This is a genomic window from Olleya sp. HaHaR_3_96 (genome assembly GCF_019278545.1).
GTDB lineage: Bacteria > Bacteroidota > Bacteroidia > Flavobacteriales > Flavobacteriaceae > Olleya.
This window is the reverse complement of sequence record NZ_CP058987.1, coordinates 4,387,953-4,402,500: the sequence shown is the minus strand read 5'-3', so window position 1 is coordinate 4,402,500 and position 14,548 is coordinate 4,387,953. Positions and strand designations below refer to the sequence as shown.

The 14,548-nt window shown below is 31.8% G+C and carries 11 protein-coding genes; 10 read left to right on the top strand and 1 reads right to left on the bottom strand.

Going from position 1 to position 14,548, the window contains the following annotated elements; all coding sequences use genetic code 11:
* Positions 1-815 precede the first annotated feature (815 nt).
* Positions 816-3,251 carry a helix-turn-helix domain-containing protein gene (locus tag H0I26_RS19570; protein ID WP_218700487.1) on the top strand — a complete coding sequence of 812 codons (2,436 nt, stop codon included), beginning with the start codon at positions 816-818 and terminating at the stop codon, positions 3,249-3,251.
* Positions 3,252-3,307: 56 nt separating this feature from the next.
* Here the strand turns inward: H0I26_RS19570 and H0I26_RS19565 are convergent, their stop codons facing one another.
* Positions 3,308-4,450 carry an acyl-CoA dehydrogenase gene (locus H0I26_RS19565; protein WP_218700486.1) on the bottom strand — a complete coding sequence of 381 codons (1,143 nt, stop codon included), beginning with the start codon at positions 4,448-4,450 and terminating at the stop codon, positions 3,308-3,310.
* Between the two features lie 93 nt (positions 4,451-4,543).
* On the opposite strand from H0I26_RS19565, the gene H0I26_RS19560 reads away from it, so the two are divergent.
* The 9 genes from H0I26_RS19560 (at position 4,544) to H0I26_RS19520 (ending at position 14,547) form a co-directional block, all read left to right on the top strand.
* Entirely contained in the window at positions 4,544-5,626 is a 1,083-nt protein-coding gene (locus tag H0I26_RS19560) for an anhydro-N-acetylmuramic acid kinase (protein WP_218700485.1), read from the top strand.
* 196 nt (positions 5,627-5,822) lie between these two features.
* Positions 5,823-7,049, top strand: coding sequence for a Glu/Leu/Phe/Val dehydrogenase dimerization domain-containing protein (locus H0I26_RS19555; protein WP_218700484.1), 1,227 nt, complete (start codon positions 5,823-5,825; stop codon positions 7,047-7,049).
* A 1-nt stretch (position 7,050) separates the two neighbouring features.
* Entirely contained in the window at positions 7,051-8,445 is a 1,395-nt protein-coding gene (gene nhaD / locus H0I26_RS19550; protein WP_101020758.1) for a sodium:proton antiporter NhaD, read from the top strand.
* A 51-nt stretch (positions 8,446-8,496) separates the two neighbouring features.
* Positions 8,497-9,198 carry a MotA/TolQ/ExbB proton channel family protein gene (locus H0I26_RS19545; protein ID WP_136583710.1) on the top strand — a complete coding sequence of 234 codons (702 nt, stop codon included), beginning with the start codon at positions 8,497-8,499 and terminating at the stop codon, positions 9,196-9,198.
* A gap of 1 nt (position 9,199) precedes the next feature.
* On the top strand, positions 9,200-9,592 hold the full coding sequence (locus tag H0I26_RS19540) for an ExbD/TolR family protein (protein ID WP_101020754.1): 393 nt from the start codon (positions 9,200-9,202) through the stop codon (positions 9,590-9,592).
* 1 nt (position 9,593) lies between these two features.
* Complete coding sequence (locus tag H0I26_RS19535) at positions 9,594-10,490, top strand: energy transducer TonB (RefSeq protein ID WP_218700483.1); 897 nt, start codon at positions 9,594-9,596, stop codon at positions 10,488-10,490.
* Positions 10,491-10,496: 6 nt separating this feature from the next.
* A complete protein-coding gene (locus H0I26_RS19530) occupies positions 10,497-11,714 on the top strand; it encodes a bifunctional folylpolyglutamate synthase/dihydrofolate synthase (RefSeq protein WP_218700482.1) in 1,218 nt (405 codons plus the stop codon).
* 46 nt (positions 11,715-11,760) lie between these two features.
* Positions 11,761-12,054, top strand: a complete 294-nt coding sequence (locus H0I26_RS19525) for a hypothetical protein (RefSeq protein ID WP_218700481.1) — start codon at positions 11,761-11,763, stop codon at positions 12,052-12,054.
* A gap of 6 nt (positions 12,055-12,060) precedes the next feature.
* The gene (locus tag H0I26_RS19520; protein ID WP_218700480.1) at positions 12,061-14,547 is read left to right on the top strand and encodes an Hsp70 family protein; all 2,487 of its coding nucleotides are present in this window, start codon (positions 12,061-12,063) and stop codon (positions 14,545-14,547) included.
* Position 14,548 lies beyond the last annotated feature (1 nt).

Genomic DNA, 14,548 nt, shown 5'->3' with positions numbered 1-14,548 from the left:
TATTATGATTTGTACTTATTTTGTTGCAATTTTAGTTTTCCAGCGGTATTATACCTTATCATGTAGTCAGAAAAAAAAAGTGATAACTCAAACGAAAGTATAATAGTAAATAGTAAATTTTTCATGTAATAACTTTTCTCTTATAAATTTCTTAGTAGTGTTGTTTATTTATTTATTTATTTATTCAAAGCTGCATACCACTATAAATCTGACTAAAATATTTTCATTTATTATTAGTAATTCTTGGGTATAACTAGTAACCTCAAAGAAGGTTCACAATATGACTAAAGGGATAAGGGAAGTGTGAAGTAGATCATGTAACTCCTAATTTAAAGGTTATAAAGGAGAAGTAAAGATCTAATTGGATATTGCGAGTATACTATTATTATATTGTAAGTATAATATATATATGGGTAAATAGTATTTGTATTTAGGAGAAAGTAATCAAAATGATATAAGTTTAAATTAGATGTAACTCATTTTTTTTACAATGTATTAGTGTGAAATTTGTGATAATTTTTAACTAATAAGTTCGTGGAGGTTATTCTTAAAGGAGAAATGCTAATGTTAAGAATGTATAATAGATTAACATTCCGTTTTAAGTGTATTTATTAAGATTTAATGGTCAATGAAACTATTAGTTTAGGATTGTTATATTCATTTTAGAGAATAGACAAATATTATTTAGTATAGTTGAAAGCAATCGAGATGGGAATTATTTAAAATCTTATAAGGCACTTTGTAAGATATTTGCAGAAAGGTTTCGGTTTTAAGTACCAATTATATATCTTGATACTCTAGGATTAAAATCAGTAATGGGCAGTAACAAAGAATTAGAATTAGCGAATAATTTCGTTAATAAAACGAATAGGAATATATTCTTAACAGGTAAAGCTGGAACGGGTAAGACTACTTTTCTTCACAAGTTAAAATTAAATTCACTTAAAAGAATAGTTATAGTTGCTCCCACGGGAGTTGCTGCTATAAACGCTAAGGGTGTTACTATACACTCATTTTTTCAATTACCATTTGGTCCTATTTTACCAAATGATGATTTGAACTCTAGTGGTGGGTTTAATAGAAAGTTTGGTAAAACTAAAATCAATATTATTAGATCATTAGATTTATTGATTATAGATGAAATCAGTATGGTTAGAGCTGATGTGTTGGATGGTATTGATAAGACACTTCGTCGTTATAGAAATAGAAATTTAGTTTTTGGTGGAGTACAAGTTTTAATGATTGGAGATTTACAACAGTTATCTCCTGTTGTTAAAGATAATGAATGGCATTTGCTTAAACCATTTTATAACAATGCATTCTTTTTTAGTAGTCATGCCTATCAGCAGTGTAATCCGATATCTGTTGAGTTAAAGCATATATATAGGCAAGACAATCCTTTGTTTATAAATATATTAAATGAAATTAGAACAAATAGCCTCTCTCAAGCGTCTGCTGATGAGTTAAACAAGCGTTATAAACCTGATTTCGAACCAAAAGAGGATGAAGGATATATTTCTTTAACCACCCATAATAATAAAGCAGAGTATACCAATAAAGCTAAACTAGAGAAGTTAAAAGGGAAATCTAAGAGTTATAAGGCGAAAGTTGAAGGAAAGTTTCCTGAGTTTTCATTTCCTAATAAAAAATCACTTGTGCTTAAAGTTGGTTCTCAAGTCATGTTTGTTAAAAATGATAGCTCTGCTGATAAACGTTATTTTAACGGTAAAATAGGTAAAGTTATATTATTAGATAAAGACGAAGTTGTTGTAAAATGTCCGGATGATGATTATAATATTATTACCAAACCCGAGATTTGGGAAAATATTAATTATGCTGTTGATAAGGATACTAATGCTATTTCGGAAAATAAAATAGGATCTTTTACTCAGATACCGCTTCGATTGGCTTGGTCAATAACAATTCATAAAAGTCAAGGGCTTACGTTTGATAAGGCTATAATAGATTCGGAAGGTGCTTTTGCCCATGGTCAAACTTATGTGGCTTTGAGTAGATGTAAATCGTTGGAAGGTTTAGTATTGAAGAGTAAGATTAATTCTAGTCAGATTATTAGTGATACTAACGTTATTAAGTTTAATCTTGAGGCAGAGAAAAATCAACCGGATGAAACTATACTTGAAGAGTCTAAAGCACATTTTCAGTTAAGTTTAATTTCTGAGATTTTTGATTTTTACCAATTTTTATATCCTACTAATCGTCTGCTAGATATTTATTATAAAAATAGAGGCAGTTTTCAAGGAAATATTGAAGGCCCTTTAACTAGTATAAAAGATTGTGTGGCTTCTTTATTAAAAGTGGCCAATGGGTTTAAAGCGCAATTGATAGAAATTCGAGAAGTGTCGGCTACTCCTGAAACAAGTGATGAAATTCAATCAAGGTTTAATAAAGCCATAAGTTATTATAAACAACAACTTGATGTGAGTATCATTGAAGTGTATAAATCATTTAATTTTACTACTGATAATAAAACATTAGACACTGACTTTAATAAACAATTGGATATGTTGGAGGAGTTAATAGGTGTTAAACAGTTGTATTTTTCTAATTTGGATTCTGGATTTTCAGTTAAATTATTTTTAGAATTAAGAGCGAAATCTGTTTTTTTAACAAAAGAGAAACCTAAAAAACCTAGAAAGACAGTTGTAGATGGAACGACTAATGTTGAATTATTTGAATTATTAAGAGAATTAAGAAATACAATTGCAGATAGAGAGGATTTAGTTCATTTTCAAATATTCACACAAAAATCATTATATGAAATGTGTGAAACCTTACCAACGAGTCAAAGTGAGTTATTAAACGTTAATGGTTTTGGTAAAACGCGTGTGGGCAAGTACGGTAGTGAGATTATAAACATAATAAGAACGTATTGTGAGGAACATGACATTGAGATGTCTAATGGTAAAGAAATTTTTGAAGAAGCCAAACCAAAACGAAAAAAAGGGGATACAAAAGAAACCTCTTTACAAATTTTTAAATCTGGTAAATCAATAGATCAGATAGCTTTTGAACGTGATTTAAATGTGAATACCATATTTGGTCATCTAGCCAGTTTTATATCATCAGGTGAAGTTAAAATTACAGATTTAATTTCTGACAAGCATTACAAGGAATTGAAAGCGTTAATTCCTAAACAAACTTTTGATAACTTATCGGATCTAAAATCTAAAATAGCTAATAAATATAGTTATGGAGAAATCAGATTAGTTTTAGATGATATGTCAAAGTAATAAAAAAGGCTTTAAAATTAAATTTAAAGCCTTTTTTATATTTGAATATTGAAGGGTTACCCTTTAATAATACCTCTAGAAATTACAATTTTTTGTATTTCTGAAGTACCTTCATAAATTTGAGTGATTTTAGCATCACGCATCATACGTTCTACATGGTATTCTTTAACAAAACCATTTCCTCCATGTATTTGTACAGCTTCTACAGTTTGTTCCATAGCTACTTTACTAGCGTATAACTTAGCCATAGCACTTGACATATCATAGTTATTACCTTGGTCTTTATCCCAAGCAGCTTTCATGACTAACATTCTAGCAGCTTCGATTTCTGTGTACATATCAGCTAGTTTAAAAGCGATTGCTTGATGGTTACAAATTTCTGTACCAAAAGCTTTACGTTCTTTACTATATTTTAAAGCTAACTCATAAGCACCTCCAGCAATACCTAAAGCTTGTGCAGCAATTCCAATACGTCCACCAGATAATGTTTTCATAGCAAATTTAAACCCAAATCCATCTTTACCAATTCTGTTTTCTTTTGGTACTTTAACGTCATTAAATTGTAGGGTATGTGTATCACTACCTCTAATTCCTAATTTATCTTCTTTTGGTCCAATATCAAAACCAGGTGTCCCTCTTTCAACTATAAAAGCATTAATTCCTTTATGTTTTTTTTCTTTATCTGTTTGTGCGATTACTAAATATACATCGCTACGTCCACCATTTGTAATCCAGTTTTTTGTACCGTTGATTACATAATGGTCGCCCATATCGATAGCTGTTGTTTTTTGTGATGTGGCATCACTTCCAGCCTCAGGTTCGCTTAAACAAAAAGCGCCAATAGATTCTCCTGTAGCTAATTTTGTTAGATATTTTTGTTTTTGTTCTTCATTACCGTAAGCTTCTAGTCCGTAACATACTAAAGAGTTGTTTACAGATACCATTACAGAAGCAGAAGCATCTATTTTAGACAATTCTTCCATAATTAATACATAAGAAATAGCGTCCATACCACTCCCTCCATATTTAGGGTCTACCATAATACCCATAAAACCAAGTGCTCCCATTTTACGTACCAATTCATTTGGAAACGTTTGAGCGTTATCACGTTCGATAACTCCTGGTAATAATTCTGTTTGTGCAAAATCGCGAGCGGCATCGCGAATCATGATATGCTCTTCAGTAAGGCTAAAATCCATAATTTATATAAGATTGTTGATTTAATAAAAATTGTATACAAAGATAAGTTTTTATTAGCATTTTTTCAATCGTTATAGTTATTTTTACGGGATATGATAAAAGACGTGTATAATGTTATTGGTGTTATGTCTGGTACGTCTTTGGACGGTATTGATCTTGCGCTTATTTCGTTTAAAAAATCGACTAATTGGAGCTTTAATATTATTGCGGCAGAAACAGTATCGTATCCTGAACATTGGTTTAATAAGCTTAAAAACTTAATAAGTTTAGAACGCTCAGAATTAGCTAATATAGATGAAGACTATACTAGTTATTTAGCGACTGTAATTAATCCATTTATCAAACAAAATAGTATTGCTGATATTGATGCGGTCTGTTCTCATGGTCATACAGCGTTACATCAACCAAGTTTGGGGTTTACCATACAAATTGGTAATTTACCTAAACTTTCTAGCTTAATTGATCAACTAGTTATTTGTGATTTTAGGGTACAAGATGTGGATTTGGGAGGGCAAGGTGCACCATTAGTACCTATTGGAGATCGCTTGTTATTTAAGGATTATGATTGGTGTTTAAATTTAGGTGGGTTTGCTAATATTTCTTCAGAAGTAAAAAACGAAAGCGTCGCTTTTGATATTTGTCCAGTAAACATTGTGTTAAATAAATACGTTGAAAGTCTAGGGTTTCAATATGATGATGGTGGAGAATTAGCTAGAAATGGAAAATTAAATAACACTCTATTTGAAGATTTAAATGCGTTGCCATTTTATAAAGAAACACCGCCTAAATCTCTAGGTTTGGAGTGGGTAGAACAACAAATTATTCCCTTAATTAATAGTTTTGAGTTACACACAAAAGATATTTTACACACCTATGTTAAGCATGCTGCTTTTCAAATAGCAAAAGTTGTAAATCAAACAAATGAGGCTTCGATTTTGGTTACTGGAGGTGGCGCTTTTAATACGTTTTTAATCGAAGAAATCACAAAACTAACGTCAAACAAAATTGTTATTCCTTCTTCTGAAATTATTGAATTTAAAGAAGCTCTAATTTTTGGATTTTTAGGAGTTTTAAAGCTGAGAGAAGAAATTAATTGTTTGAAATCTGTAACGGGAGCTTCTCAAGATCATTCTTCAGGAAAAGTATATCCAGTAAACTATTTAGATACATTATAAGGACAACTATTTAACAAAAATAACGCTTAACAATAAATTATTATAATAAAAATGACTTTACTATTAAAAGCCATATTTTGTTTTTTTATATTTGTTCAACTAATTAATTTAATACTTCATAAGATGAATCAACTTTAGCTACTTTAAATGTTATTCCAAAAGAGATAAATATTAAAGTAGAACTCAAAAATCAAAGATGAAAGACTTATTAAAAATTTACGAAAATAAAAACCCTGAAATTATATTTAACTGGAAAGATTCTGAAACAGAAGCAGAAGGATGGACGGTTATAAACTCATTACGAGGAGGAGCAGCAGGTGGTGGAACTAGAATGAGAAAAGGATTGGACATGAATGAAGTCTTATCTCTAGCAAAAACAATGGAAGTGAAGTTTACAGTATCTGGACCAGCTATTGGTGGTGCTAAATCAGGTATTAATTTTGATCCAAAAGACCCAAGAAAACGTGGTGTTTTAGAACGTTGGTACAAGGCAGTATCACCATTATTAAAAAGTTATTATGGGACAGGAGGAGATTTAAATGTAGACGAAATCCATGAAGTAATTCCAATTACTGAAGCGTCAGGAGTTTGGCATCCACAAGAAGGTGTTTTTAATGGACACTTTAAGCCTACTGAAGCCGATAAAATTAATCGTATTGGTCAATTACGCCAAGGGGTAATTAAAGTTTTAGAAAACACTAACTTTTCTCCAGATGTTGCTAAAAAGTATACGGTTGCAGACATGATTACTGGATATGGTGTAGCAGAAGCTGTTAGACATTATTATGAGATTTACGGTGGAAGCGTAAAAGGGAAACGTGCAGTAGTGCAAGGTTTTGGAAATGTAGGCTCTGCAGCAGCGTATTATTTAGCTCAAATGGGAGCTAAAGTTGTTGGAATAATTGATATTTCTGGAGGAGTGATTAAAGAAGAAGGTTTTTCTTTTGATGAAATTAAAGACTTTTTCTTAACCAAAGATGGAAATACATTAGCAGCAGATAATATGATTCCATTTGCAGAAATGAATGAACGTATTTGGTCATTAGAAACTGAGATTTTTGCACCATGTGCGGCGTCTAGACTAGTGACTCAAGATCAGATTGATCAGATGATTAGTACTGGTTTAGAAGTTATTTCTTGTGGAGCAAATGTACCGTTTGCAGATAAAGAGATTTTCTTTGGATCGATTATGGAACAAACAGATGAGCGTGTAAGTTTAATACCAGATTTTATTTCAAACTGTGGTATGGCTCGTGTATTTGCTTATTTTATGGAGCGTAAAGTACAAATGACTGATGAAGCTATTTTTAATGATACTTCAAACATTATTAGAAAAGCAATTGAAAACGTACACGCAAAAAGTTCTTCTAAAAAAGAGATTAGTAAAACTGCTTTTGAAATAGCATTAAAACAATTAGTATAATATGGAAACAGTAATAATTTTAGTATTCGTTTTAGGTTATTTAGCCATAACGTTAGAACACAATATAAAAATAGATAAATTAATCCCTGCATTAGTCATGATGGCTATTAGTTGGGCATTAATATCTTTAGGTTTAGATTCTTTTACAGAATGGTTTGACTCTGCTAATCATGGATTAGTAGAAGGTTATGCCGCTTTAGAGCATGAGACCAAGATGCATTTAATGGAAGAAACCTTATTGCATCATTTAGGTAAGACAGCGGAGATCTTAGTATTCTTATTAGGAGCTATGACTATTGTAGAAATTATCGATTATTTTGATGGTTTTTCGACTATTAAAAACTTTATTAAAACAAAGAAAAAAAGTAAGATTTTATGGATTTTTGCTTTTTTAGCATTTATTCTTTCTGCTATAATTGATAACTTAACAGCAACTATTGTATTAATTTCAATTTTACAAAAAATTGTTAACGACAGAAATGTTCGTATTTGGTTTGCAGGTTTAATTATTATTGCCGCTAATGCAGGTGGTGCTTGGTCTCCTATTGGAGATGTTACGACTACAATGCTTTGGATTGGTAAAAAAGTAACGACAGGACATTTAATGGGGTATTTATTATTACCATCATTAATGTGTATGTTAGTACCAACATTTATAGCATCGTTCTTACCTGCTTTTAAAGGTAATTTAGCAGAGGAAGAAGATACAATAGAAAAACCAAAAAGTAGATTTAGCGGAACAATGCTATATTTAGGATTGGGAGCCATTGTATTTGTGCCAATCTTTAAAACAATAACACATTTACCACCTTATGTCGGTATGATGTTAGCGTTAGGAGTTGTTGCTATTTTTGCTGAGATTTATAGTTCAGCTAAATTTAGTTTATCTAATCATGATTCTGAAGAAAGTGATGCACACGCACACCATAGTCCTGTACACCACTCTTTATCAAAAATTGAATTACCAAGTATCTTATTTTTCTTAGGAATTTTAATGGCTGTTGCAGCATTAGAATCTTTAGGTATTTTATTCGGATTTGCGTCTACATTACAAGATAGTATGCCAATGATGGGAACAGAATTACATCATGAAGGTGTCTCTGATTTAGTTATTATTTTACTAGGTATTGGCTCTGCAGTTATTGATAATGTACCATTAGTAGCAGCTAGTTTAGGGATGTTCTCAGAACCATTGGATAACGAGCTTTGGCACTTTATCGCGTATTCTGCAGGAACAGGAGGAAGTATGTTAATTATCGGTTCTGCTGCAGGAGTTGTTGCTATGGGAATGGAAAAAATTGATTTCTTCTGGTATTTCAAAAAAATATCATGGTTAGCTTTAGTAGGGTTTTTAGCTGGGACATTAGTATTCTTTTGGACAAGAACTTTATTTTAATATATACTGAAAACAAAAAAGCAACGTTATAAACGTATCTAATTTTATACTATGATAAGTACATTAATTCAAGAGACTGCTCAAGCGGTAGATCCTTTATTAGAAGGAGAGCCAGTTGAGAAAACATTATCAATAATTGAACTAGTTACCACAGGAGGTACAGCAGGAATAATAATAATAGCATTGCTTTTTGTATTATTAGTAATGGCGGTTTATATTTATTTTGAACGCATATTTGCAATAAAAGAGGCTTCAAAAATTGATTCAAATTTTATGAATCAAATAAAAGACTATGTTAGTAATGGTAAGATTGAGTCCGCTCAAAACTTATGTACTACTGTAGATTCTCCAGTATCTAGACTAATAAGTAAAGGCGTTTCCCGAATTGGTAAACCTTTAGATGATATTAATACAGCTATTGAAAACGCAGGACGATTAGAAATTTATAGTTTAGAAAAAAACGTAAGTGTTTTAGCAACTATATCTGGAGCAGCACCAATGATTGGTTTCCTTGGAACCGTTATTGGAATGATACTATCTATCTTTGAGATTGCTAATTCAGGAGGGTCAATAGACATAAAAACATTGGCAGATGGATTATATACTGCAATGACAACTACTGTTGGTGGTTTAATTGTTGGTATTGTCGCATATATAGCCTACAATCATTTAGTTGTAAAAACAGATAAAGTAGTGTACCAAATGGAAGCACATTCTTTAGAGTTTTTAGACTTATTAAACGAACCTAGCTAATATGCGATTAAGAGGAAGAAATAAAGTATCACCAGAATTTAACATGTCGTCTATGACGGACATTGTGTTCCTGTTGCTTATCTTTTTTATGATTGCTTCAACATTGGTGTCTGCAGAGGCTATAGATTTATTATTACCTAAATCTACAAGTAAGACAACTCAGACTAAAAATGTATCTGTAAGTGTTGACAAAGATGTCAATTATTATGTAGATATGAAGCAAGTATCAAAAGCGCAATTGGAAGCAGAGGTAATAGCAAAAGTTGGTAATGTAGAATCACCAACAATTACTATTAGATCGGATGAAACGGTAGAAATGCAACATGTTGTTTTTATAATGGATATTGCAAACAGAAACAAGATTAAATCGACATTGGCAGTAAAAGCACAATAAGATGAAATATTTAAAAACCAAACACGAAAAAAACTCGGCAAAAATAACAGCATTAATTATGCTGATATTAATATTGCTATTATTTGTGGTTGGTCAAAATTATACGGATCCACCAGAAGAATTTGGTGTAGCCATTAACTTTGGAGGTTCTTCTGGAGGAGGAGGAGGTGCACCAGCGCAAGCGGCAGCACCCCCAACTGAAACTCAACCAGAAGAAACTGAACCTCAAGAAGAACAACAAGAAGCTGCGGCTACGCCAACCTCTCAAGAAAATGTTATAACTCAAGAAGATGAAGCGGCTGTTTTAATTAAGAAACAACAAGAGCAGGCTAAAAAAGAAAATGATGCTAAAGAAAAAGCTAAGGCCGATAAATTAGCACAAGAAAAGGCAGAAAAAGCTGCAAAGGCAGCTGCTAAAGCTGCTGCAGAAGCAGCCGAGAAAAAGAGACAAGATGATATTAGAAAAGCTAATGATGCTTTAATTAATGGTATTAGTAATTCTGATAGCGCATCCGACTCAAATAGTAACGGACCAGGTAATGGGCCTGGCAATGGTTCAGGTTCGGGTAACTCTTATGGGACAAGTCAATTTGGTGATGGATCAGGTCAAGGAAACGGAGATGGTGTTGGTTATGGTTTAAATGGTAGAGGGAAACCAGACTATAGAAAAATAGTACAAGAGTGTAACGAATCAGGTTTAGTTGTCGTTAGAATCGAAGTTGACCGTTCCGGTAAAGTTGTAAAAGCAGAGCCAGGCGTTAAAGGAACTAAAAATACAGCAGCCTGTTTGTTAGAGCCGGCACGAAAAATGGCTTTAACACACAAATGGGCGCCAGATAGTAAAGCCCCAGAGCGCCAAATAGGATACGTAAGTATCAATTTTAAATTAGGTCAATAAATTATCATGACTTATTTAGACACGGTCAATTGGATGTTTTCTCAACTTCCAATGTATCAAAAACAAGGTCAAACTGCATTTAAAAAAGATTTAACTAATACTATAACATTAGCTAAGCATCTTAAAAACCCACAATACAGATTTAAGTCTGTACATGTTGCTGGAACTAATGGAAAAGGGTCTAGTAGTCATATGCTAGCCTCTATACTTCAAGAAGCGGGATATAAAGTTGGCTTATACACGTCGCCGCATTTAAAAGATTTTAGAGAACGTATTAAGATTAACGGCAAAGAAGTTAGTAAGGCATTTGTTATTGGTTTTATAAAACGTAATAAAACTTTTTTAGAGTCGCATAAATTGTCCTTTTTTGAAATGACAGTAGGTATGGCTTTTGATTATTTTGCAAAACAGAAAGTAGATATAGCTATTATAGAGGTGGGACTAGGCGGTCGATTAGATTCTACTAATATTATTACGCCTGAGGTGTCTTTAATAACTAATATTGGTTTGGATCATATTCAATTTTTAGGGAATACTCTAGCATTAATAGCTTCAGAAAAAGCGGGTATTATAAAACCTTTAATTCCTGTTGTAATTAGTGAGACACAAGTAGAGACTAAACCTGTTTTTAACGCTGTAGCGGAAAAAAATAACAGTAAAATTGTATTTGCAGATCACATTAAACACGATACATTTTTAACAGATTTAAAAGGAAGTTATCAGTCTAAAAATATACAAGGCGTTTTAGAGAGTATCAAAATACTTCAGGATAAAGGATTCAAAATTTCTAATCAAGATATTAAAAACGGATTACTGCATTCTATTATAAATACAGGCTTAAAAGGACGTTGGCAAATTTTGAAAACAACGCCAAAAGTAATCTGTGATACTGCTCACAATACAGAAGGTTTAACGGTAACAATTCAACAATTGTTAAAGGAACCGTATCAGAAACTCCACATTGTTTTTGGAGTTGTAAATGATAAAGACTTAGTGTCTATTTTACCATTATTACCTAAACAAGCAACGTATTACTTCTGTAAACCAGGTGTGCCTAGAGGATTGGATGCGAGACTTTTAAAAGAGGTATTTCTAGCTAATGGGTTTCTTGGTGATGCTTATGCTTCAGTTAATGAAGCTTATCTGTACGCATTAAAATTAGCTTCGGATGACGATGTGATTTATATTGGCGGGAGTACTTTTGTGGTTGCTGAAGTGGTTTAATTTCCAATTAATTGTATCTTACACGTTCATTTAATTCATCTAAAAAATGTTAGAAATAATCAATCAAGTTTTTTCTATTCAGCTTAAAAGTAATAAAGAAGATTTAACGCTTTTCAATAGAAATATTGATAGAATTAATCACGAATTTGAAGCTTTAGGTTTTCATATTATCAATCCTTTGGGACAAACGTATAGAAATGAAATGACCGATGTTGAAGCTAATATTACTGGTGATTTTAATAGTAAGATGAAAATTGTTAAAGTATTAAAACCGATTGTCTATAAAAAGACAAATGAGGAGACTACTTTAGTGCAAAAAGGAATTGTAATTGTAGAATAAGACTCCATGAAGACCATTAATATTGCAATAGATTTAGGAACGACCAATAGCTTAATTGCCCATTATAATAATGGAGCTGTCAAAATCTATAATAATCCATTGGGATTAAAACAAACCTTACCATCTTGCGTTGCTTTTAGAGGTAGCAGGACCATTATTGGAGATAAGGCGTTGGATTATTTAGAAAAGGATGCAGAAAACGTGTGTATGCTATTTAAACGTAAAATGGGGACTCAAGAGACCTATTTTATACCTTCAATTGATAGGGAAGTGTCACCAATAGAATTATCGTCTTTAATTTTAAAAGAGTTGAAGAATTTTGTCTCTGATGGTGATCAATTAAATGCCGCAGTTATTACAATACCTGCGTCTTTTGATACAATTCAATCTAATGCAACTAAAAAAGCAGGGTATTTAGCTGGTTTTAAAGAGGTTGTTTTGTTACAAGAACCTATCGCGGCGTGCCTAGCATTTGCAAATCAATCAAATTTGGATATTGAATCTTCTAAAAATTGGATTGTGTACGATTTTGGGGGAGGGACGTTTGATGTGGCTTTGGTAGAAGTTAATGATAGAGAGTTAAAGGTTATAGATAACGAAGGAGATAATTTTTTAGGGGGCGCAGATTTTGATAATCTTATTGTTGAAAAAATTATAGTACCTCAAATTGAAGCGAAAGCTAATATTACTAACCTTTGGAAAGATATTAAAACGAAGTCAAGTCAATATAAAGGACTATATTTTGAGCTGCTTAAAAAAGCAGAAGAAGCCAAAAAGGAATTATCAATATATCCTGAAACAGAAATTGAAATAGATATAGATTTTGAGGATACCAATTTATTTGATCAAATAGTGATTACTAGAGGACAGTTTGAAGCTGTGATTTCATCTAAAGTAGAACAAACCATTACGTTTATAAAAAAAGTGATTTCTCAAAATCAATTAATTAATTCTCAAATAGAACGTTTAATTTTAATTGGAGGTAGTACTTATGTGCCCTTAATTAAAGAGAGAATAAAAGAGGAAACGGGAATTTTAGTAGATTCTAGTATCGACCCAACGTCAGCTGTCGTAGATGGTGCTGCTTACTTTGCAGGATCTAAACCGACGTCAGTAGAAGAAACAAGTGTCGTACAAAAAGAAGACGTAAGTCCTATTGATACTCAAATTTTTTATGAGCAGAACACAAGAGATTTAGAAGAGTTAATTACTTGTAAGGTAGACGGTGATAATTTAAAATATAGAATCACAAGAACGGATGGCGGTTATGATTCTGGAATCAAAACGATTGAAAACAATGGATTTTCTGAGTTTGTTCCGTTATTAAAAGGGCAATTAAATAGATTTAAAATTCAGGTTTTAGATGCGGATTTAAATCCTTTAAAGTCAATAAATACAGTAGCAATTAATCAAGGAAGTTATAATGTTTTAGGACAACCATTGCCTATTGATATTTGTATGGAAATTGACGATATTGAGGCTTCAGCAACACGTTTAGAACAAATTTTTAGAAAGGGAAGTATTTTACCTTTAAAAAAGAAAATTTACAAAACGGCATCTAAAACGATACTTAAAGGATCTGATGCCAATTTGATTATTAATATTGTGGAAGGTCAATCTAAAGGGTTGCCTAGTTCTGGTTTAAGTATTGGGTATATTGAGTTTACGGGTAAAGACCTGGAAGAGGACTTAATTAAAGGTACAGATATAGAGATTGAATTGGAGATTACAGAATCTAGAGATTTGAAAATTAATGTGTATTTACAAGCTTGTGATCAAGAATTTAAAAATGTGTTTAGTGAGTCTGAACGGACCATAAGTATTGGTAAAATTAATATGGAAATTAATGCTGTACTGTCTGATGTTGAACATTTAATTAGAGAGCAAGTCGCTGATGAAAATTTTGAGTATTCTAGTAAATTAGAACAATTACGAATTGGTTTGATTGAAATCCAGATTGAAACAACCTTACTTGACGAAGACGATGTGTCCGATAAAAAGTATCAATTAGATGACATTAAACGAAAGCTTATACAGGAGTTTGATTCCTTAACAAGAAATAAGGTGATTGCTTTAGAGATTGAGGAATATAATAACTCTAAAGAAAGTGTCGAATGGGAGGTTAATAAGGAAGAAAACGAATCCTACAGACCTAAATATCTTAAAATAATTACCAACGAAAAAGAAGTTATTAATTCGGGTGATAAATATTTGATTAGAGCTAAAATAAAGGAATTGGATATGTTTTATAATTCGGTAATACAGTCTAGTGACGAGAATTTTATTGGTTATTATTTAGCTATAAAATATAGTTCAGAATTTAAGGATGCAAGGAAAGCAAAAAAACTTATCAAGGACGGAGATGAAGCCTTAGAACGCAACGATTATAAGTCTATTAAACATATTGTCTATGCATTGTCTGCTTTATTACCAGATAGTGAAAAAGCAAAGCAGAAAACATTTAAAGATGATAGTAAAACAGGTTTAAGATAAA

What these genes read in the sequence shown, in the direction of transcription:
- H0I26_RS19570 (WP_218700487.1), top strand. Translation starts at nt 816, where the DNA reads ATGGGCAGTAACAAAGAATTAGAATTAGCGAATAATTTCGTTAATAAA.
- H0I26_RS19565 (WP_218700486.1), bottom strand. Translation starts at nt 4,450, where the DNA reads ATGGATTTTAGCCTTACTGAAGAGCATATCATGATTCGCGATGCCGCT.
- H0I26_RS19560 (WP_218700485.1), top strand. Translation starts at nt 4,544, where the DNA reads ATGATAAAAGACGTGTATAATGTTATTGGTGTTATGTCTGGTACGTCT.
- H0I26_RS19555 (WP_218700484.1), top strand. Translation starts at nt 5,823, where the DNA reads ATGAAAGACTTATTAAAAATTTACGAAAATAAAAACCCTGAAATTATA.
- nhaD (WP_101020758.1), top strand. Translation starts at nt 7,051, where the DNA reads ATGGAAACAGTAATAATTTTAGTATTCGTTTTAGGTTATTTAGCCATA.
- H0I26_RS19545 (WP_136583710.1), top strand. Translation starts at nt 8,497, where the DNA reads ATGATAAGTACATTAATTCAAGAGACTGCTCAAGCGGTAGATCCTTTA.
- H0I26_RS19540 (WP_101020754.1), top strand. Translation starts at nt 9,200, where the DNA reads ATGCGATTAAGAGGAAGAAATAAAGTATCACCAGAATTTAACATGTCG.
- H0I26_RS19535 (WP_218700483.1), top strand. Translation starts at nt 9,594, where the DNA reads ATGAAATATTTAAAAACCAAACACGAAAAAAACTCGGCAAAAATAACA.
- H0I26_RS19530 (WP_218700482.1), top strand. Translation starts at nt 10,497, where the DNA reads ATGACTTATTTAGACACGGTCAATTGGATGTTTTCTCAACTTCCAATG.
- H0I26_RS19525 (WP_218700481.1), top strand. Translation starts at nt 11,761, where the DNA reads ATGTTAGAAATAATCAATCAAGTTTTTTCTATTCAGCTTAAAAGTAAT.
- H0I26_RS19520 (WP_218700480.1), top strand. Translation starts at nt 12,061, where the DNA reads ATGAAGACCATTAATATTGCAATAGATTTAGGAACGACCAATAGCTTA.